Below are 20511 nucleotides of genomic sequence, written 5' to 3'. Positions count from 1 at the left end.
CCCCATGCCCTCTCTTCCCCTCATTACTGCCCAGACGGAGGAAAAGCTGCTCGCCTTCCTGACGGAACGCGGCCACACCAAATTCCGTGCCCAGCAGGTCCTGGACTGGATATGGCGCAAACGCGTCACCTCCTTTGACGCGATGACCAACCTTCCCCCGGCGCTCAGAAACCTGCTTTCGGAAAACTTCCGTTTCCACACACCGGAAATCGTGGAAATCCACGGCTCTGCGGACACCACACGGAAATTCCTGACCAGAATGGAAGACGGCAGTCTGGTGGAATCCGTCATCATTCCCGCCGCCGCTGCGGAAAACGGGGAACAGGCGGACCGCATCACCCTCTGCGTTTCCTCCCAGGTGGGCTGCGCCTTCGGCTGCAAATTCTGCGCCTCCGGCCTGCTGGGCCTCAAACGCAACCTCACGACCGGGGAAATCATCGGGCAAATCCTCTCTGCGGAAACCATCGCCGGAAAACGGGTCAACAACCTCGTCTTCATGGGCATGGGGGAACCGCTCTCCAACTTCGACAACCTGGAGGACGCCCTGGAAATCATCACCTCCCACCGCGGGCTGGAAATAGGCGCGCGCCACATCACCATCTCCACGTCAGGCTTCGTTCCCGGCCTGAAAAAACTGGCCGCCTATCCCAGGCAAATCCGTCTGGCCGTCTCCCTGCACGGAGCCACGGACGAGGTGCGCGACCAGATCATGCCGGTCAACAAAAAATGGCCCCTCTCCCAGCTCATTCCCGCGTTGGAGGAATGGGGGAAGGACCGGAACCAGATGCCCACGCTGGAATACATCCTCATCCGGGACGTGAACGACTCCCTGAACGACGCATCCCATCTCGTCCGGATCGCCAAGCGCCTGCACGCCAAGGTCAACCTCATTCCATACAACACTGTGGAGGGGCTCCCATGGGAACGCCCTGCGGAGAGCCGCTGCCGCGCCTTCCGGGACGCCGTCCACAAGGCGCGCATCCCCGTTACCATGCGGTATGAAAAAGGCCATGACATCAACGCCGCCTGCGGCCAGTTGAGACTGAGGAAGGAACGGGAAAACAACGGTGGAACGTCCCTCTGACGGAAGGAGGCTTTTCTGAATTTACGACGTTGCCTATTGCCCGCCGCCCTTCGTTGTGCTATTCCTTTCCAGCCGGATGCCACCCATCCCGCCGCCGCATCATGGAAACTACGGAAACCATCACCGCCGCCTCCCCGCTGGAACTGACCAAGGCTCCCCGCAAAGCCCCGGCCCTGGACCTCAGGGACATTCCGCAGGCTCCTGGCCCGGAAAAAGGCGTGCTGGCCCTCATGGCCATGGACCCCGCTACTTACGTGGGCCAGTGCGTGACCATCGGCATGACGGAGGACTACTTCTACCTGCCCGCGCATAAACTGCTCTGGCGCCTCTTCCAGACCCGTTACAATAAAAACGAGCCCATCGACATCGTTTCCATCACCCAGGCCCTGGAAGACATGCACCAATTGGAAGCGGTGGGCGGAAGCGCGGGCCTGGCGGAAATCTACACCTTCACCACCACCGGAGCCTACTTTGAGCACTACCTCAACGTCCTGAAGGACAAATTCATTCTCCGCTCCATCATTGACATCGCCACCCGGTCCACCACCCAGGCCTTTGACAATCCGGACGACGTGGCGGAACTGCTGGACTCCGTGGAAACCCACATCTTCCAGATACGGGAACGCTACAACAGCACCAAGGACGAACAAAGCCTAGCAAGCATCCTCAAGCAGGCCGTCACCAACTTTGAAAAATTCATTGCCAGCAAGGGACAGATTCAGGGGCTGACCACGGGTTTTGAAGAACTGGACAAAAAAAGCAACGGCCTCAAGCCTGGGGACATGTTCATCATCGCCGCCCGTCCCTCCATGGGTAAAACCTCCTTCCTGCTCAACATCGTCGAGCACATTGCGCTGAATGAAAAAAAGCCCACCCTGCTCTTCTCCTGTGAAATGCCCGCGGTCCAGATCGTGGAACGCCTTCTCTTCGCCCGCTCCGGGGTCCGCAGCCGGGAAATCATCAAGAGGGGCAACCTCACCCAGCTTGAAATGAAGCACTTCAAGCAGGCGGTTAAGGAAGTGGGTGCCTCCCAGCTTGTCATTGACGACACGGCTGCCATCTCCATCAACGAACTCCGGGCCAAGGCGCGCCGCGTCATGCGGGACCAGGGCGGCCTGGCCGCCATCGGCGTGGACTACCTCCAGCTCATGCGCTCCCACTCCAAGCAGGCCGCCAACAGCCGCGAACGAGAAGTGGCGGAAATCTCCGCCGGCCTCAAGGCCCTGGCGAAGGAACTCAAAGTGCCCGTCATCGTCCTGGCCCAGCTCAACCGCGGACCGGAAAGCCGTACGGGCGCCAGCCTGGGCGTGCCCCGCATCTCCGACCTGCGTGAATCCGGCTCCATCGAACAGGATGCCGACATGATCGGGCTGCTCTACCGCTCCGCCTACTATGCGGAAGATGAGGAAAAACGCCAGCAGATGGCCGGACGAGCCAACCTGCACCTGGCTAAAAACCGCAACGGCCCCACCGGGGACGTGCCGCTCCACTTTGAAGCGGAACTCATGCGCTTCTCCACCCGTGAAGCGGATGAACACGACCAGGAAAACGAATAAAATCCCTTCCGAGCTTCAAATTTCTGCGGATTTACAATCCGGAGTCAAGCTGTGATTCTAAGGGAAAAGAACTTGCGATGACGCCCCTCCGCCTATGAGGAGCTGTTTATATGAGATGGGGACCCGTCGGGAGCTGTCGGACTGGGGCGAGGAATGCCGCAGGCTTCTGCGGCATTTGAATTTGAAAGGGAGCGTTAGCGAACTCTCTTTCCTGGAAGCCGGTACGTCCTGACGGGCACACGTATTTCAATTGCCGCAAGGTATGCGGTACTCCCTGTAAGGAGATAGACATTTCTCCGGTTTCAGACCGTGACGGATTGTAAATCCGGTAGCCTCATTGCAGCGCCAGCGTCTCTTCTGGGCTTATTTATCAAGTCATTTCTGTTTTAATATGAAAAAAACCTTATCTATCGCCGCCATGCTCTGCGGATTGTGCGTTTGCGCCAATGCCGCCAGCATGGTCACGGAATGGACCGGTGGGGCCGGCCCTACGGAAGGCAACACCTATGAACTGGGCAACGCGGGCAACTGGAGCAACGGCATTCCCAGCCGCGGCAACGGCCAGGGCCCGGATGTCATCTTCAACAATGCCGGAACCGTCAACGTCAACGGCGCCATGGTGGACACCTCCGACGGCGGCGGCATCACCGTTACGGGCAACAGCAACGTTACCGTCGGCGGCACCCGCTATACGGGGAATGTAACGGTCGGCTCCGGTTCCACTCTCAACCTCGGGCAAGTGGACTTCAAAAGCAGTGACATCACCCTTGACGGAACCCTCAACCTCACCGTCTGCGGCATTGATCCCGGCGGCAATGGCGCACGGCTTGTCTTCGGTATTGGAGGCATCATGAACGTCAACCAGAAAATATGGGGCGCGTCCAGCTTCTCCGTCTCCGGACTGCTGGCCACCACATCCACGGACCTGAGTGTGGGAGAATTCCAGTTCGTTACCCGCACGCTGGTCACCTCCGCCGGTTTTGACGGCGGTTCCATCTCCCTGGGGGACTTTACCGCTGAAGACGGCAGCGCGCTGACCAAGGCCTCCGGCCTCATGGAAGGAAATGTAGCGGACTATCAGGGCCAATACTACCTCTACACGGAAAACGGAGACGTCAAGGTGCAATACGTAGTAGCGGGCGCCGTGCCGGAACCCGCCACGGCTACCCTCAGCCTGCTGGGGCTGGCAGCTCTGATGCTGCGCCGCAGGCGCGCCTGATTTCCGGAATCCCATTTTTTCTTCAAGAGGCTGTACGCTAATGCGTACAGCCTCTTTTGCATTCGCCGGGCGGGTGACGGAAACGTCACGGAAAACATCTTCACGCCATTGCCGGAGGCCGTAACATCTTTCCATTACCCTTTATTCAGCATTATGCAAGCCCACGCAAAATCACTCAACGAGCGCTTCCGCACACTCATCTCACTCCTCTTCGGCCTGGCTATCGGCTGCGCCCTGCTCTTTGGGGAATCCCGGTGGGAAATGTCCCCGCTCATAGAAGAAAGCCTCATGCTCCTGGCCTGTTTCATGGCCGGCATAGGCGCCTTCGGGCGCATCTGGTGCTCCCTCTACATTGCTGGTTATAAAAACAACGTCCTTGTCATTGAAGGGCCGTACTCCATGTGCCGCAACCCGCTTTACTTTTTCAGCTTCATCGGCGGCATAGGCGTAGCGTGCGCCACGGAAACCTTCACGATCCCCCTGCTGACGGCATTGGCCTTCGGCATTTACTACCCGTCCGTCATCAGGAAGGAACAGGAACGGCTCATCTCCCTCTTCGGAGACGCCTACCGGAACTACTGCCGGAGCGTCCCCTCCTTCATTCCCTCCCTATCGCGGCTGAAGCCGCCGCCCGCAACCTACTCCGTCAATCCTGCCACCTTCACGCACAACATCGTGGACGCGCTGTGGTTCATCTGGTTCATCGGCATCTTTGAATTCATCAGCGGGCTACATGAAGCCAGAGTGCTCCCCGTATGGTTCCTCATTCCGTAACCTGCTCCCTTCTTCTGGCGTCCAGAAGCCCCGCCAGGGCCTTCTGGGAAACCATCTGCCGGAAAGACCCTCGGTCCCTCGGATAAAGCATCATCTCCGTCCGCGTCTCTCCCCCCCGGAAAGCCCAGGCGAGCCATACGGTACCCACAGGTTTTTCCGGCGTGCCGCCTCCCGGCCCCGCAATGCCGCTGACGGCAACCGCCACATCGGCACCGGAACGGTCCAGGGCCCCCTCCGCCATCGCTTTCACCACGGGTTCGCTTACCGCTCCGTGAAGCTTCAGGATATCCTCCGGCACCCCCAGCATCTTCGTCTTTGCCCGGTCAGCGTAAGTCACCCAGCCGAACTCAAAAACGCCGGAGGAACCCGGCACATCCGTAATCCTCTTGGCAATCAGGCCGCCGGTGCAGCTCTCCGCCGTCGCCACCTTCAACCCCTGTTCCGCCAGATGGAGCACCACCGCCTTCTCCAGGGATACTCCCGCGGGAGTCAGCACATACGCTCCTGCCAGGATGCGCAGGCGCGCCTCCCCCTGTTTCAGCGCCACTTCACTGCCCACCAGGCGCACATCCACCTCTCCGATGCGCGCGCAATACGCCACCTCCAGTCCCTCCACCTGGTGCAGGGAATCATCCACCAGCTCCTGAAGGTCGCTCTCCCCGATTCCTACCAGCCGGAAAACGCGCAGATGCGGAATATCCTCATCCGCCAGATCTTCCAGAAGCGGCATCACTGACTGCTCCACCATCGGCTTCAACTCCGACGGAGGTCCGGGCAGCAGGATGAACATGGGAAGGGAACCGCTGGCAGGCATCACCAGGCCGGGCGCCGTGCCGTTGGAATTCTCCAGCACCGCGGCACCGTCCGGAACCATGGCCTGTTTGAAATTGCATTCCGCAATGGAAATTCCCCTGCGTTCAAAATAGCTCTTCAACCTCTCCGCCACCTGCTCGTCACGGTGCATGTCCACGCCGCACACGTCGCACAGGGCTTCTCTGGTCACATCGTCGCTCGTCGGTCCCAGGCCTCCGCTCACAATCACGATATCCGCCCGCCGGGCGCTCTCCCTCATGGCCTCGTTAATGGCATAGCCGTCGGGAACCACGGTCTCCCTCTCCACACGGAATCCGGCCTCAAACAGCCTGTTGCCCAGCCACGCGGCATTCGTATTCACAATGCTCCCCAGTAAAATTTCCGTCCCGGTGTTGATCAATTCAACCCTGATCTGCTTCATGCCGCCAGTATGCTCCCGCATCCGCTCCGTGACATGCAACAATCCTGCCATGTACCACAAAAAACTTCATTTGAACGTCCCGTAGGATACAGTATGGGCACTGACAAAGACCATGAGCACACCTTCCCGGCCCCGCGCCACCAAAATCATCTGCACCATTGGACCAGCAACAGACACTTCCGACATGCTGGGCCAGCTTATTGAAGCCGGAGCCAACGTTTTCCGGCTCAACATGAGCCACTCCAAACACGACTGGGTCCGGGAAGTCGTCTTCCGCATCCGCCGGAAAGCCGCGGAGCTGCAGGCGAACATAGCCATTCTCTTTGACCTCCAGGGGCCATCCATCCGCACCGGGGACCTGCCCGAACCCTACCATCTGAAAAAAGGGGACACGCTGGAAATCCGCCTGAGCACGGCCAAGCCGGAACTCCCCTTCTCCACCACGGTGAACTATGACGGGCTCCTGCAGGACGTCCAGGTAGGCCATACGATGGTGGTGGACAACGGAGGCATTCTCATGCGCATTGAGGAAGTGCGCCCGGACAGGCTCATCTGCAAGGTGCTCACGGAAGGAGTATTCGGCTCCCGCCGCCACATCAACCTCCCCGGCGTGGCCCTGCGGCTCCCCGCCCTGACGGAAAAAGACCTGGCGGACCTGACCGTAGCCGTGGAATGCGAGACGGACTACGTAGCCATGTCCTTCGTCCGGGACGCCGCCCACATCGCCCAGCTCCGGGAGCATATCGACAACCTTGGAGGAAGGGCCCAGATTGTCGCCAAAATCGAGGACCAGCAGGCCATCCGCCACATTGACGACATCATCCTGGCCGCAGACGTCATCATGGTCGCGCGCGGCGATCTGGGCATCGAAGTCAGCATTGAGGAACTTCCCATCATCCAGCGCCGCATTATTCGCCACTGCCACAGGCTGGGGCGCCGCTGCATCGTCGCCACGCACATGCTGGAATCCATGATCACGCAGCCCACCCCCACCCGTGCGGAAGTCACGGACGTTTCCAACGCCATCTTTGAACAGGCGGACGCCGTCATGCTCTCCGGAGAAACCTCCGTAGGCCATTATCCCGTGCGCTGCGTGGAGGTCCTGGACTCCATCGCGCACCGCATGGAGCGCTCCGGCAACCTTAACTTTGCCGCCTCCGCCATCCTGAACGGAGACAGGCAGAAGGCCACCAAGGCAGCCATCTCCCTGGCGGACTCCGTGGAAAACGCCTGCATGGTCATCTTCACCCGCCGCGGCCTGGCCGCCACGCAGGCAGCCGTCCTCAGGCCGGAACGGGCTCCCATCTTCGCCTTCAGCAATGACCCCGTTGTCGTCCGGCAGCTCGCGCTGGCACGCGACGTGACCGCCTTTGAATCCCCCTTCCTGAAAGACCCGGCCCGCATGATCTCCACCGCTCTGAACCTGCTGAAGGAAAAAGGGCTTATCACCTCCGGCCAGCCCGTCGTCATCCAGGGGGACAGCCTGCAAGGGGAACTGCTGGCGGACTCCATCATCTTCATGCGCGCGGAATGATGACCCCTGCCTTCCATGTGGCGCAGGAAACAGCCGTGTGGCCTCCGCCCCCTCCCCTCAGGGAACTTCTGCTGGATGCCGATCCGGACGAACGGCAGGTAGCGGACCATCTGGCCCACGGCGAACTTTACGTCGCACGGAGCCGCGGAGCTGCCGCCGGAGCTATCGTCATCCGGCAAACGGGGGAAGACACATGGGAAATCATGAACTGTTCCGTAGCCCCTGAATACAGAAGGCACGGTTGCGGAACCGCTCTGGTGCTGCACGCCCTGCACATCATCAGGAACAAGGGGGCAAGATATGCGGAACTGGGAACGTGCGATGCCTCCCCGGGCCCAATGGCCCTGTATGAAAGCTGTGGCTTCCGGATTTCAGGCGTCGTCAAAAACCACTTTACGGACAACTACCCGGAACCCGTCTGGGACAACGGCGTGCAGTGCATTGACATGATCCGCATGCGTGCGGACCTCTCCCCGCAGGAGGGGGAAACACCTCCAACTGGTCAGAAGCTATAAACCAGGCTGACGCCCGTCACCCAGCTATTGCCCTTCACCAGCGTTCTCCCATACACCCGGTTCACCCCGTGGGCTCCCCTGCCGAGCCAGTGCAGCCCCACAAACGGCTCCACAAAAATATTCCCGAACAAACGGTAATTCGCCGTCACCCTAACGTACAGGGACTGCCAGCCGTTGCTGCCGGAAGGCCAGTAGGAGGAACTCAGCACCGCGCCGAACTTGAAACCCATGTAAAGGTTCTCCGTCATCCGGAAATCCGACCCGGTGCACATGTCAAACCACCAGCCCGTAATGCCGTAAAAGGAATAAGCGGCGCTTCCCTGCGCATAAAAACCGGGCAGGAAGCCCAGATCATGGCGCAGAATCAGCGCCGTTTCATACGTTGTCCCACCGTTGCCGAACAAATGTTCGGAGGCAAACCCCGCCAAACCGCCGTCATTCGCACGGAAGGATAATGCGGCGTAAGTGGCCTTCCCGAACTTCCTTTGAAGCCCAAGATCAGCCATTGTCTCATTCTCCATGTCAACCGCCGGATGCCCCAGGAAAATCTCCTCCTTCAACGCCAGAATCAGGGAATACCGGTCATTCAGGTCGCTTCTCCAGTCCAGACGCAAGGGAGCCGTGGGATTACAGCCGCCGGGAATCAGGCCGCGGAATTCGTAATTCGTGGAATAGCCCGCCTTCAAGCTGCCGCTCACGGGTCTCAGAGGCGGATCGGAAGGAACATCCGGAATGCGTGACTCCGCCAGGGAAATTGAAATGGAAACGGCCAGAACCGCCCCAAGAGCAGAAAAAAAGGAAAAACTCATAAACTTGGAACTCCTGTTCCGCGGCATTCTGAATAAAAATACTGCCTCTGGCAACAAGCAAAAAAGGAGCGGAGCAATTCTCCTTTACCCCGGAAAGTCAATTCCTCCGCAAGCCGCTCATCCTGCAAGGAATAAAAAAATCCGGCCCTGCCGCTGCCCCAAATTTTCCAGCCAGTGCAACAGCAGCCATATCCGTGACGGCTTTTCCTAAGCCATCACCGGCCGGAACAGGAACAATGGCCGGATCTTAGTCCCCGCTTTAATCGGCAATTTCTCCTTCCTCCATCCGGAACATGAAAGAAAAAGAGCGGCGGATTACTCCGCCGCTCTTGAAACATGATTCAATCGTAAGCCGGACGGCTTAGAAGGAATAGACGAGGTTGGCGCCAGCCACCACGCCGAAGTTCTTGTAAGGCTTGGAACCTGCGTCCACGCCCTTGTTAGCCTTCAAGGCGCCGTTGCCGGCCCAGTTGAAGCTGACGAAGGGAACCACGGCCAGATTCTTCACGCCCAGCTTGACAGGCAGTTCAGCCTTCACCCACCAGGCTTGCGCGCCGTTGGACATGAAAGCGGACTTGCTGTCGAAGTAGCCGGCAGTGGCAGACATGCCGCCCGTTATCACGATGTCCGTGGCGGGGCAGATGGAAGCCTTCCAGCCCACATACGGCTGGAACCACCATCCGGTCATTCCCTGGAAGCCATAGCTAGTGGTCACACCGGCGAACCAGTTGCTGCACAGGTCATAGTTCAGGTTCAGATAGAATTCCTGAGCCACGGAGTGGGCATGACGCTGGCCAACGACGCCGTTTGCAAGGAGGTTGCTGTAATCATACTTGGCAAAGTTGCCGAGCAGACCGCCATGAATCAGATTCCAGCCGAGGGTGGTGGACAGGTTCTTCAGCAAACCGTCCTGGTTCTTCCAGCCAAGGTTGAAATTGGTTTCATTGTGGAAAGCAATATCTTTCATGCCAAGCAGCTCGTGACCGGAGGTCAGGGAGGTGTAGGAAGCGGCACCCACAATGGAGTTGGCGTCGCTCAGCTTGTAATTCAGATTTACACCGGCAGGGATAACGCTATCCCCTCCCACCAAGGCGTGGGAAGCCACGATGCCGCGGCTGGTGTAATTGGAGGCATAACCGGCGTAGATATCGCCGGACAGCGGGCTGACAGTCGCCACGGGAGTGGGAACCGGAGTCGGAGCAACAATCTTGACGGGAGTGCCCGCAAGAGCAACGCCGGCAAAGGATGCCACAGCTGCCGCAACACTGATGATGTTCTTGGTTTGCATGACTATTACTTGGTTAGGGTATTAATTGTTGATTTGCTAACAAGGAAAGAAAAGTATCTTTTCCCCCTTGTTAAGGAAAGTGAAACATTTCCGTCACAAATGTAAAGCCTTTTCTCCCCCACAGTTAGCTAATCATTGATTTTCTAACATTTATATTTACCATCCCCATGACAAAAAGAGCAATCTTCCAGATCTTGCCAAGCTTTCCTCTCCATGGCCGGGCAGGATACAGGCATTCCGCCCCGGCCAGGCGTTCGTCTTCCTTCAGGGAAGGAGAAGGATTCACCAGGACCCTTCGCCCGCAGGAAAGCAGCATGGGCATATCCGCGCCACTGTCGCTGTAGGCGACGGCGTTATCCAGAACGCCGTGCTCCGGCAGCACCTTCCGCTCGCGCAGGCGCTCCACCTTCATCTGTCCCTTGTTGTTGCCGTTCGGCAATTCCGGCATCGCCGGCATGCGGCCGTCCAGAAGCACGTCCGTTCCCAGAACGCCGTCAAATCCCAGCAGCTCACCCAGAGGTTCCGCGTAAAAGGTTGGGGAGGCGGAAACCATGAGGCACAGATCCCCCTTCTTCCGGTGCTCCTCCAGCCGTTCCTTCAGTTCCGGATAAATCCATTCCTGTGCCAGAGAGCCGAATTTCCTTCCATACTCCCGCACCGTTTCTGCGGGGAGTCCCCACAAATAAATGAGATAGGCCCTCTTCATCCGGTTTTCATCCCATATCCTCAGAACATAAAGAGGAATGCAGGCCAGGAAAAGAAGCACCAGCAGGCGCCGCCATGGATGGAGCCTCAGCACAAAACAGGAAAAAACGTATTGCGTATCCCAGGGCAGCAGCGTTCCATCCATATCAAAAAGGGCCACTCCCCTTCCGCTCAAATCATCCGTCATACCCCCATCCTATACTCTCAACCCTCAACTCTCAACCCTCAACTCTCCATCCTCTTCCCTTAAACGCCCAAAACCCCGGCCGCCAAAAGGCAACCGGGGTTTTGAAGCAAATCCAGAAGGAAATAAGATTAACGGGAGTAGAATTCCACGATGAGCTGCTCGTTGACGATGGGAGCAATCTCTTCCTTGGAAGGTACGCGAGCAATCTTGCCCGTGAGCTTGTCACGGTCGCATTCCAGCCAATCCGGAACCACGGTGGCCTGGGTCAGGTCAAGGAAACGGGTAGCCAGCTGCTGGGAGGAGGCCTTTCCACCGACGGCGATCACATCGCCAGGGCGGCAGGAGTAGGAAGCAACGTTCGTCTTTTTGCCGTTCACGGTGATATGGCCGTGGGAAACGAGCTGACGGGCGCCGGCGCGGGTGTTGCTGAAACCGAGACGGTACACAACATTGTCCAGACGGAGTTCAAGGAGCTGAAGCAGGATGTCGCCGGTAATGCCGCGGCGGCGGGCGGCTTCTGCATAATACTTGCGGAACTGGCCTTCAAGCACACCGTACTGGAAACGCAGCTTCTGCTTTTCAGCAAGCATCACGCCATAGTCGGACTTCTTCTTGCGGCCGGCGCGCATGCCATGCTGGCCGGGGGGGAAGGGGCGCTTTTCAAGAGCCTTGGTGGAACCGAAAAGAGCAACGCCAAAACGGCGGGACACTTTATCGCGGGGACCGGTATAACGAGCCATGATATATTTGATCTATAGGTAAAAGGATTCAATTAGACGCGGCGGGCCTTCGGGGGACGGCAGCCGTTGTGGGGAATGGGGGTCACGTCCTTGATGGAGGTGATTTCAATACCGATCGTCTGCACGGCACGCACGGCGGATTCACGACCGGAACCCGGTCCCTTCACACGCACTTCCACTTCACGCAGACCGTGGCCCATGGCCTGGCGGCAGGCGTCCTGGCAAACCACCTGGCCGGCGTAAGCCGTGCTCTTGCGGGAGCCCTTGAAGCCCATCTTGCCGGCGGAGGACCAGCCGATCACGTTGCCGCGCTGGTCGGTGACGGTCACGACGGTGTTGTTGAACGTGGAGGAAACATGAACCACGCCGGAGGAAACGTTCTTGCTGCCCTTGGCCTTCAGGATTTTGGGCTTGTCATCATCGCCGCCCAGACCGAGTTCCGCAAAAATGTCCTTGCGGGGTTCGGGCTTCTTGACTTCTTCAGGAGCGGAAACAGCGGCGGCCGGAGTTTCAGCAGCGGGAGCGGGAGCTGCCGCTTCCACGGGCTTTTCGGCGGTTTCGTTGGTGATTTCTTCGCTAGCCATAGTAAAGCTATATAGTAAAATTCAGGTTGGCGGATTACTTCTTCTTGGCCTGCGCGCCAACGGTCTTCTTCTTGCCTTTACGGGTGCGGGCATTCGTGCGGGTACGCTGGCCACGGACCGGAAGGCCACGGCGGTGGCGCTGACCGCGATAGCAGTTGATGGAGGTCAGACGCTTGAGAATGGATTGCTTTTCACGACGAAGGTCACCTTCAATCAGGATTCCGTCAGTGGTGATCACTTGAACAATCTTCGTGAGTTGTTCGTCGGTAAGCTGTCCCGTACGGATGTCGGGATTGATGCCTGCTTGTTCCAGGATTCTCTTAGAAGTCGAGTGCCCGATTCCGTAAATATACGGAAGGGAAGCCTCGATGCGCTTCTCGTTGGGTATTTCTGTACCGAAAAGGCGTGCCATAATGGATTGGATTTGCTAGCTGTTATTTTTCTCTGCCTCGCGCAGAGCTATTGCTTGGGGCAAGATGGATACCATAAATTGAGGTTTTGACAAGAGCAAAACGTCATTTTTTCTATTTTTAATCTCTTGCGCCGCTTGAACATGCATGCCGCCCGTGGCGGCGCAGGATGCGTTCCACCGCCCAGGAAGCATGCTCCGCCACGAGGGGGGACTCTCCGGAAAGCGCCTTCAGAAAATCAATGTCATCCGGAGTTCCCGCATTCCCCAGCACAATGCAGCCGTTGCGCAGCAGCCCCTCCCTCTTGATTCTTTTCAGGGGGGAATTCCGGAACAGGTCCGCAAAGCCGCCGGCATCCAGGGCAAGCAGATCGCGCAGCGGAATGGAGGCCAGCAGGCGGGACATGCGGAACCGCTCATCCGCCTCCGGCAGGGGCTTCCCGTTCCAGGGGCAGACCGTCACGCAGGTGTCGCACCCGTACAGCCGTGTCCCTACCAGGGGGCGTATTTCCTCCGGAATGGAGCCCCGGTGTTCAATCGTCCAGTAGGAAAGGCAGCGTCCGGCATCCACCTGGCCGTTTTCCATGATTGCGCCCGTCGGGCACAGGTCCGCACAGCGCCGGCAACTTCCGCACCCGTGGGAGACCGGAGCGTCCGGCTCCAGCTCCAGCGTGGTCAGCAGGGTGGCGATGAAAAAGCGCGAGCCTCCCTTCCTGCGAACGATCAGGCCGCTTCTTCCGCGCCATCCCAGGCCGCACGCTTCCGCGTGGTCCCGTTCCATGACGGGTCCGGCGTCCACATATCCCTTTTGCTCGCCGCCGTAAATGGAAAGCAGTTCCTGCAAATCCGCCAGCTTCTCTTCCAGAATTCCGTGGTAGTCCCTTCCGTGGGCGTAAAGGCAGATGCTTCCCTCCCCCTCCGGACGCATGGCGGGGCTGTCATAGTCATAGGACAGGCAGATGACGGAACGGCAGCCGGAAAGCACCTCCGCAGGGTCCGCCCTCCGCTCCGGAGAACGCGCCATCCATTCCATCCCGGCGTGCCAGCCCCGTTCCAGCCATTGGAACAATTTTTCCGCATGCGGGCTCCTTCCCGCACGGGCCACCCGGCAGCCGGAAAACCCAAGCTGCCGGGACACGGCGCACAGGGAATCTTTAATAACATCGGGATCCGGCGTCAGCACGCCCGCATCATGAACAAGAGCGCCCCTTCCACCAAGAATTTTCTTCAATCCGGTGGAAATTGGATTGCCTGCACCCTGCCGCCGCTTCATAATAGACCTATATGAACATCCGGATTCTGAGCGATGGGAAACAGGGCCATCTCAACCAGTCCCTGGGACTGGCGCAGGCTCTGATTGCCAAAGCAGGGGGCGCCGTGGAAACGGTGGACCTGCAGGGACTTTCCCTTCTGGGGAAAATCCGGAAGGTCGTCTCCGGCAGCGACACGCCGCGGCCGGACCTGTTCATCTCCGCCGGACACGCCACGCACATCCCGCTCATCTGCGCCCGCCATCATTTCAAGACCCGGGCCGTCCTCTGCATGAAGCCCACGCTTCCCTGCACCTTTTTTGACCTCTGCCTCATTCCCCGCCATGACTTGCGCCCCGGACGCGACTATACGGATACAGGCATCTTTCCCACCCATGGAGCGCTTCACCCCATGAGGCCTGACCCCTCCATCCCGAAGGACATCACCCTGATCCTCATCGGAGGTCCCAGCAAGGATTTTGACTGGGATGACGAAGCCATGCTCAACCAGCTCTCGGACATCAGCATCAACACCCCCGGCAACATCGTGCTGACCACCTCGCGCCGGACGCCGACGGGCTTTGCAGAGAAAATCCAGACGGCCGTTCCGGAGATCACCGTCGTTCCAGTGGAGGAAACGCAGCCGGGGTGGGTAGCGCGGCATCTGGCGCACGCCTCCGCCACCTGGGTCAGCCAGGACAGCGTCTCCATGGTATATGAAGCGCTGGGCGCGGGCGCGCCCGTAGGCGTCCTGGCTGTCCCCCGCCGCCACGGCAACCGTAAATCCCGCATCCTGTCCGGCCTGGAAATGCTGGAAAAGGAAGGCTTGGTCACCGGATACCGGGACTGGAAAAAGCAGGGCTTCCGCCTGGCAGCGCCCGGAGCCCCCCTTCTGGAGGCGGACCGCGCCGCAGACTACATCCTCACCAGATTCTTTCCCCAACTCCACGCCTTATGAAAATAGTACATCTCGTCCCCTCCATGGAATCCGGAGGCGTGGAACAAGTCGTCATGGAACTGGGCAGCGGCCTTTCCGCCCGGGGCGTGGAAAACATCGTCGTCTCCGGCGGCGGACGCCTGGTTCCCCGGCTGGAAAAGGAAGGCTCCCGCCACATCCTGATGCCGATCGGCAAAAAAAGCCTCGCCACCTTCTTCCGCATCGGCGCCCTCCGCGCCCTGCTCCAGGCCGTCAGGCCGGACATCCTGCATCTTCATTCCCGCGTTCCCGCCTGGGTAGGCTACCTGGCATGGAAAAAACTGCCGCCGGAAGACAGGCCCGGCCTCGTCACCAGCGTGCACGGCTTCTACTCCGTCAACCGGTACTCCGCCATCATGAGCCGGGGGGAAGGGGTGATTGCCGTTTCCAACTGCATCCGGGACTACATCCTCACCCATTATCCGTCCACTCCCGAGGACCATATCAGAATCATTCCCAATGCCATTTCCCCAGACCAGCACCACCCGGACTACTCCCCTTCCCGGGAATGGCTCACGGGCTGGCATATGTCCTATCCCGAGCTCAAGGGAAAATTCACCCTGTGCCTGCCAGGCCGCATCACGCGCCTGAAAGGGCAGCTGGACCTGATTCCCATTGTAAGACAGCTTCTGGAACGGGGAATTCCGGCCCACGCCGTCATCGTGGGAGAGACCAAAAAGGGAAAGGAAGAATATAAAAACGAAGTCCTCCGGGAAATTGAGCGGGCCGGCGTCTCCCACGCCTTCACCTGGACCGGCCACCGCCAGGACCTGCGGGACATCATTTCCACTTGTTCCGTCACTCTTTCCCTGACCAAAAGCCCGGAGGCCTTCGGCAAATCAACCCTTGAGGCGCTCGCCCTGGGCAGACCCGTTGCCGGGTACGCCCACGGCGGAGTCAAGGAACAACTGGACGCCTTCCTGCCGGAAGGAAACATCGCCGTGGGGGACGCTTCCTCCATGGCTGACCTGCTTTCCCGCTGGTACGCCCAGCCCCCTCCCCTGCCCCGTCACATACCCTCTCCTTACAAGATGGAGGATATGATTCAGGCCCATCTGGACGTTTACCAGGAACTGACCCCTTATTCATGACGCCCCGGGAAGCCGCCATAACCCTGAACCTGATACCGGGGCTGGGCCCTGTCAGGGTCATGCGCCTCATGCAGGTATTCGCCTCTCCGGAACTGGTTCTGGAAGCTCCGGCCTCCATGCTGACGGATATTCCCGGCATCGGGGCACAGCTGGCTCGCCACATCTCATCCTGGCGGAGCATCGTCAATCCGTACCGGGAGCTGGAACTGGCGGATAAGGCGGGGGCCACGGTCACCACGGTCTTTGACGCCTCCTATCCCGCCGCCCTGCGCGAGCTGACGGACGCGCCCATCGTCCTTTATTCCTGGGGATCCTGGACCGCGGGGGATTCCGAACGCTCCATCGCCGTCGTCGGTTCACGCATGGCCACCCACTACGGCAGGCTATGCGCCAGAACCGTCTCTCATGACTTGGCGGAAGCCGGGGTAACCGTCATTTCCGGACTGGCGCGCGGCGTAGATACGGAGGCCCATACGGGAGCCCTGGATGCGGGGGGACGCACCGTCGCCGTCATCGGAGCGGGCCTCAGCAAACTGTATCCATGGGAAAACAGAAACCTGGCGCAGCGCATTGCGGACGGCCATGGAGCGGTAGTCTCCGAATTCCCGATGGAGCTACCCCCCTCCCGCACCACCTTTCCCATGCGCAACCGCATCGTGAGCGGCTGGAGCCGCGCGACGCTGGTGGTGGAAGCCTCCGGACGCAGCGGAGCCCTGATCACGGCGCGGACGGCAGGGGAACAGGGACGGGAGGTCTTCTGCATTCCCGGCCCGGTTGACCGGCATTCCTCCGACGGCTGCCACACCCTCATCCGGGACGGAGCCACGCTGGCCGCCGGAGCCTCCGACATCCTGCATGACATGAAATGGACCGCCCCGGAACAGGGTCTGCCCCTTTTTTCCCCATCCTCCCTTTCCGCCGCTGCACCTCCGCTGCCTCCCACTGCGGAGGAAAAGGAAATCCTCCATGCCGTCAGGATGGGCTTCAATACCATTGACACCCTCTGCGCCTCACTGGGGAAACCGGCATGCGCCATTACGCCGCTTCTGTCCAGAATGCAAATTGTAGGGCAAATCACGCCGGATGCAGGCGGATACTTTTCCATCAACCACAAGGGACACTAAACAGTTCTCCTCCCTTTCCGGAAATGTCTCAACAGCAGGCAGGGCGCCCCCGGACGGCGGCAGCCCGCGTCAGCACGGTTAAAGGAACAGAAAAAAGCTCCTACTGCTTAACCTCCTTGCGCACGGCATCAATCCAGGCGGAAATCGTCTCCGCCTGCTCCCACTTGACTGGGGCGGCCAGCTTCTTCTTGGACACGGGATCGGAAACTTCAAAAATCACTCCATATACAAACTTGATGTCGTCCGGGTTTCTTTTCTTCTGAAAGCGGCCTTCCTGCTGGGCCTTGAAATCTATCTTTTCATAGGACGCCAGGAAAAGCGCCAGCATCAAGCCGTCCTCTCCCTTGATCGGAGAAACGAGCGGCACCACCGGGCATTTCACCTCCTTGCCCCGGATAATGGTCTTGACCAGCCTCGGTTCCACCTTCTTCAAAATATCAAGCTTCTTTGAAATATTCTCCTTGGCAAATGCCTTTTCAAAAACGGCCAGGTTACTGTAATCGTTCTTGTCCCGGAAGGGAATCATTGCCTCCATGCTGTTCTCCCCGTCCAGCAGCTTCACTTCAACGCACGTTTCCTTCTGCTCCATGGACACGGAGGACTTGGCGCTGTCAGCGCATCTCTTGGTATCAAAAGAGGGCGTCTTGAACGGAAGAACTTCGGCGCAGGCCATGCAGGAGGCTACCAGTGACAAAAACAGGACGGAAACTTTCATGATGATTCAAATTTATGGTAAGGAACCATAATCGTCTATGCTCCGCAATGACTTTTTTCTTTGCTTCCGGGCTGCTTCCGGCAAAAAAAACTTTCTTCTCATGATGCAAAACAAATACCCTCAAACATCTAAAACAGCCGTCAAGCTACCTCCTAACAGTTATTATTCCAGAAATTAAATATGTCAACAAGGGAAGATCCCTCGCGCTTCAAGGCCTGCGGAAGAACTCTCATGCCTGCAACAGACAGTACATGCAGGGCCAAAACCCCATAACGTGTTTATATTAATGCAAACATAAAAACATGCAGAAATATTTCTTAAAAAAATAACCGTTTACGGACATATTTTGAACATCTTTTTGCGGGATAAAGTCTCACCCTTCACAAGATCTATCCGACGGGTGGGAAAAGTAACTCAAAATCCGTCCAGGGTGGTTTTTGGTTCCATAGGTAGTTAATAGAGAGAAAAGGCCGCGGATCAAACAACCCGCGGCCTTTTTTTGTCCAACTCCCTTTCAAATGCGGAGTTTGGGCTTGATGAATGAAACTTCTTACTGTAGCAACAAGACATGCGTTTGTTCGCCCTTCTCGCAGGATTCACCCTTTGCCTGAGCTCCACGAGCTGCCAATCGTATGGGGATTCAAGTGATTACATCCCCCTGGCAACGCCTGTTCCCCCGCAGCTTTCCCAGCCGGTAGCCAACGCCCTTCCCCGCCCCGCCAACTTTCCCACGCGTCCGGTAGCCATTCCGCCGAGCGCCCCCCGCACGCCCCGCTGTGCCAGCGCCTGCGTCATGGACGCCCTCACCGGAAAAGTGCTTTTCTCCCACAACGGACTCCAGCACCGCCAGGTAGCCAGCACGCAGAAACTCGTGACGGCCATGGTCGTCCTTGAACACGGCAGCCTGGACAGGAAGGTGGTTATCCAGCCTTCCGACACCAAGGCGGATCCCACCAAGCTGGGCTTCCGCGCCGGAGAAGTCTATTCCCGCCGGGAACTGCTCAATGCCCTGATGATCCGCAGCTTCAATGACGTAGCCGTGGCCCTGGCCCGCGACACGGCGGGGTCCGTTCCCCGTTTCGCCCAGTTGATGAACGCCAAGGCGCGCCAGATGGGCATGTACAACTCCCGCTTCGTCAACCCCAACGGTCTCCCCGCGGACCAGTACTCCACCGCCATTGACATGGCCCGCTGCGCCTATTACGTCTACCGCAATCCGGAACTGCGCAACATCATCTGCAAACGCCAGTACGCCTTCACCCGCGCCAACGGCAAGACGCTTCTGCTGAGAAACACCAACAAGCTGCTCACCCAGCACCCGTGGGTCACCGGCATGAAAACCGGCTACACGAACGCCGCCGGCCGCTGCCTGGTTTCCTCCGCCGGCTTCAACGGCCGCCATGTCATCGTCGTCGTTCTCGGCTGCCATCCGTCCCGCATCTGGGCGGAATCTGAAAACCTGCTCAAATGGGCCCTGGGTGACGCCGCATAAATGCACGGCGGCAATTGGTATTTGACTTTCACGGCGTGAGCCGCTATCAGTCCTGCCTATGTTACAGGCAGGTATTGTAGGTCTCCCCAACGTCGGCAAGTCCACCCTCTTCAACGCGGTCACCAGAACCCGCAAGGCCCAGGCGGCCAATTATCCCTTCTGCACCATTGATCCGAACGTGGGCATGGTCACGGTGCCGGACTCCCGCCTGCAAGTGCTTTCCGACATGTCCGGCTCTGAAAAAATCATCCCCACGCTCATTGAATTCGTGGACATTGCCGGCTTGGTCAAGGGCGCCTCGGAAGGAGCCGGACTGGGCAACCAGTTCCTGGCGAATATCCGTGAAGTGGACGCCATCGTGCAGGTGGTGCGCTGCTTTGACAATGACGACATCATCCACGAGCTTGGTTCCGTGGACCCCCTGCGCGACATTGAAATCATCAATTCGGAGCTCATTCTGGCGGACATCGCCACCATGGACAAAAGGCTTTCCTCCCGGGAGCGCAAAGCCCGCAGCGGAGACAAGGAAGCCAAGGCGGAGGTGGCCCTCATCACCAAGCTGCTGCCCCACCTGAATGAGGGCAATCCGGCCCTCACCTTTGAATCGCAACTGGATGACGACGAACGCAAGCTGCTCCATTCCTTCCAGCTCCTTTCGGACAAAAAAAGCATCTTTGCCTGCAACGTCAATGAAGACGAACTGGCAGACGCCATCAACAATCCGGACGCGCACCCCTACGTCTCCCAGGTGAAAAAATACGTGGCGGAACACCACAACGCGGAGGCAATTGTCATCTCCGCCCGGATTGAAGAAGAACTCATCGATGTTTCGGATGAAGAAGCCCGCGAATTCCTGGAATCCCTGGGCGTGCAGGATTCCGGCGTTTCCGACCTCATCCGCGCCGTGTACCACCTTCTGGGCCTGCGCACCTACCTCACCACCGGAGTCAAGGAAACGCGGGCCTGGACCATCCCGGCCGGGGCCAAGGCCCCCCAGGCGGCGGGCGTCATCCACACGGATTTTGAACGCGGCTTCATCGCTGCGGAAGTGGTGCATTACGACGACCTGGTATCCTGCGGCGGCAAGGCCGGAGCGCGGGAGCACGGCAAGCTGCGCATTGAAGGAAAGGAATATGTCGTCAAGGACGGAGACGTGGTCGAATTCCGCTTCAATGTTTAGCCCAAAGCTTTACCGGAATTCCATTGACTTTTCCTGATGCAGAGA

21 protein-coding genes are annotated in these 20511 nt (G+C 58.7%); 12 read left to right on the top strand and 9 right to left on the bottom strand.

The features are described 5' to 3' along the window. The first annotated feature begins 4 nt into the window (after nt 1–4). The 4 genes from rlmN (at nt 5) to QSJ36_RS06715 (ending at nt 4633) form a co-directional block, all read left to right on the top strand. Nucleotides 5–1084, top strand: a complete 1080-nt coding sequence (gene rlmN / locus QSJ36_RS06730) for a 23S rRNA (adenine(2503)-C(2))-methyltransferase RlmN (RefSeq protein WP_285467838.1) — start codon at nt 5–7, stop codon at nt 1082–1084. Nucleotides 1085–1185: 101 nt separating this feature from the next. Then, nucleotides 1186–2640 carry a replicative DNA helicase gene (gene dnaB / locus QSJ36_RS06725; protein WP_285467836.1) on the top strand — a complete coding sequence of 485 codons (1455 nt, stop codon included), beginning with the start codon at nt 1186–1188 and terminating at the stop codon, nt 2638–2640. Nucleotides 2641–3031: 391 nt separating this feature from the next. Beyond that, nucleotides 3032–3859: a PEP-CTERM sorting domain-containing protein gene (locus QSJ36_RS06720; protein ID WP_285467834.1), complete on the top strand. Its 828-nt coding sequence runs from the start codon at nt 3032–3034 to the stop codon at nt 3857–3859. A 153-nt stretch (nt 3860–4012) separates the two neighbouring features. After that, nucleotides 4013–4633, top strand: a complete 621-nt coding sequence (locus tag QSJ36_RS06715; RefSeq protein WP_205597352.1) for an isoprenylcysteine carboxylmethyltransferase family protein — start codon at nt 4013–4015, stop codon at nt 4631–4633. Here the strand turns inward: QSJ36_RS06715 and QSJ36_RS06710 are convergent. Continuing rightward, complete coding sequence (locus tag QSJ36_RS06710) at nt 4623–5867, bottom strand: competence/damage-inducible protein A (protein ID WP_180971838.1); 1245 nt, start codon at nt 5865–5867, stop codon at nt 4623–4625. The two genes, QSJ36_RS06715 and QSJ36_RS06710, sit on opposite strands and share 11 nt — an antisense overlap. 112 nt (nt 5868–5979) lie before the next feature. Between QSJ36_RS06710 and pyk the strand changes: the two genes are divergently transcribed. Together pyk and QSJ36_RS06700 are read left to right on the top strand one after the other, a co-directional pair. After that, nucleotides 5980–7401, top strand: coding sequence for a pyruvate kinase (pyk, locus tag QSJ36_RS06705; RefSeq protein ID WP_285467830.1), 1422 nt, complete (start codon nt 5980–5982; stop codon nt 7399–7401). Then, nucleotides 7398–7916, top strand: coding sequence for a GNAT family N-acetyltransferase (locus QSJ36_RS06700; RefSeq protein WP_285467828.1), 519 nt, complete (start codon nt 7398–7400; stop codon nt 7914–7916). The genes pyk and QSJ36_RS06700 overlap by 4 nt, the downstream gene beginning before the upstream one ends. On the opposite strand, the gene QSJ36_RS06695 is transcribed toward QSJ36_RS06700, so the two are convergent. Continuing rightward, nucleotides 7904–8614 (bottom strand): hypothetical protein, encoded by a 711-nt coding sequence (locus tag QSJ36_RS06695; RefSeq protein ID WP_146020103.1) that lies wholly within the window; start codon nt 8612–8614, stop codon nt 7904–7906. The genes QSJ36_RS06700 and QSJ36_RS06695 overlap by 13 nt on opposite strands. A gap of 61 nt (nt 8615–8675) precedes the next feature. Here QSJ36_RS06695 and QSJ36_RS06690 point away from each other — a divergent pair, with 61 nt between their 5' ends. Next, the gene (locus tag QSJ36_RS06690; RefSeq protein WP_285467826.1) at nt 8676–8936 is read left to right on the top strand and encodes a hypothetical protein; all 261 of its coding nucleotides are present in this window, start codon (nt 8676–8678) and stop codon (nt 8934–8936) included. A gap of 150 nt (nt 8937–9086) precedes the next feature. On the opposite strand, the gene QSJ36_RS06685 is transcribed toward QSJ36_RS06690, so the two are convergent. The 6 genes from QSJ36_RS06685 to queG form a co-directional block, all read right to left on the bottom strand. Beyond that, nucleotides 9087–10013 carry a hypothetical protein gene (locus QSJ36_RS06685; RefSeq protein WP_285467824.1) on the bottom strand — a complete coding sequence of 309 codons (927 nt, stop codon included), beginning with the start codon at nt 10011–10013 and terminating at the stop codon, nt 9087–9089. A 124-nt stretch (nt 10014–10137) separates the two neighbouring features. After that, complete coding sequence (locus QSJ36_RS06680) at nt 10138–10905, bottom strand: HAD family hydrolase (RefSeq protein ID WP_285467823.1); 768 nt, start codon at nt 10903–10905, stop codon at nt 10138–10140. Nucleotides 10906–11033: 128 nt separating this feature from the next. Beyond that, nucleotides 11034–11645, bottom strand: a complete 612-nt coding sequence (gene rpsD / locus QSJ36_RS06675; RefSeq protein WP_022396510.1) for a 30S ribosomal protein S4 — start codon at nt 11643–11645, stop codon at nt 11034–11036. A gap of 32 nt (nt 11646–11677) precedes the next feature. Next, a complete protein-coding gene (gene rpsK / locus QSJ36_RS06670; RefSeq protein ID WP_022396509.1) occupies nt 11678–12229 on the bottom strand; it encodes a 30S ribosomal protein S11 in 552 nt (183 codons plus the stop codon). 34 nt (nt 12230–12263) lie between these two features. Then, the gene (gene rpsM, locus QSJ36_RS06665; protein ID WP_022396508.1) at nt 12264–12641 is read right to left on the bottom strand and encodes a 30S ribosomal protein S13; all 378 of its coding nucleotides are present in this window, start codon (nt 12639–12641) and stop codon (nt 12264–12266) included. 118 nt (nt 12642–12759) lie between these two features. Beyond that, nucleotides 12760–13869, bottom strand: a complete 1110-nt coding sequence (queG, locus tag QSJ36_RS06660) for a tRNA epoxyqueuosine(34) reductase QueG (protein WP_285467802.1) — start codon at nt 13867–13869, stop codon at nt 12760–12762. A 53-nt stretch (nt 13870–13922) separates the two neighbouring features. Here queG and QSJ36_RS06655 point away from each other — a divergent pair, with 53 nt between their 5' ends. From QSJ36_RS06655 to dprA, 3 genes are read left to right on the top strand one after another with little or no spacing between them, the layout of a single operon-like run. Continuing rightward, complete coding sequence (locus QSJ36_RS06655) at nt 13923–14846, top strand: ELM1/GtrOC1 family putative glycosyltransferase (protein WP_253232413.1); 924 nt, start codon at nt 13923–13925, stop codon at nt 14844–14846. Beyond that, nucleotides 14843–15955, top strand: a complete 1113-nt coding sequence (locus tag QSJ36_RS06650; RefSeq protein ID WP_285467798.1) for a glycosyltransferase family 4 protein — start codon at nt 14843–14845, stop codon at nt 15953–15955. Before QSJ36_RS06655 ends, QSJ36_RS06650 begins: the two co-directional genes overlap by 4 nt. Beyond that, nucleotides 15952–17079, top strand: coding sequence for a DNA-processing protein DprA (dprA, locus tag QSJ36_RS06645; RefSeq protein WP_285467796.1), 1128 nt, complete (start codon nt 15952–15954; stop codon nt 17077–17079). Before QSJ36_RS06650 ends, dprA begins: the two co-directional genes overlap by 4 nt. A gap of 100 nt (nt 17080–17179) precedes the next feature. Here the strand turns inward: dprA and QSJ36_RS06640 are convergent, their stop codons facing one another. After that, a complete protein-coding gene (locus tag QSJ36_RS06640) occupies nt 17180–17794 on the bottom strand; it encodes a hypothetical protein (protein ID WP_022396502.1) in 615 nt (204 codons plus the stop codon). A 568-nt stretch (nt 17795–18362) separates the two neighbouring features. On the opposite strand from QSJ36_RS06640, the gene QSJ36_RS06635 reads away from it, so the two are divergent. Both QSJ36_RS06635 and ychF read left to right on the top strand, forming a co-directional pair. Next, nucleotides 18363–19286 carry a D-alanyl-D-alanine carboxypeptidase family protein gene (locus QSJ36_RS06635; protein ID WP_022396501.1) on the top strand — a complete coding sequence of 308 codons (924 nt, stop codon included), beginning with the start codon at nt 18363–18365 and terminating at the stop codon, nt 19284–19286. A gap of 58 nt (nt 19287–19344) precedes the next feature. Continuing rightward, entirely contained in the window at nt 19345–20466 is a 1122-nt protein-coding gene (gene ychF / locus QSJ36_RS06630; protein WP_022396500.1) for a redox-regulated ATPase YchF, read from the top strand. The last annotated feature ends 45 nt before the right edge of the window (nt 20467–20511 follow it).

Source organism: Akkermansia sp. NBRC 115031, from assembly GCF_030268505.1.
Classification (GTDB): Bacteria; Verrucomicrobiota; Verrucomicrobiia; order Verrucomicrobiales; family Akkermansiaceae; genus Akkermansia; species Akkermansia massiliensis.
Note: the sequence above shows the minus strand (reverse complement) of the source record. Positions and strands in the feature narration are given on the sequence as shown.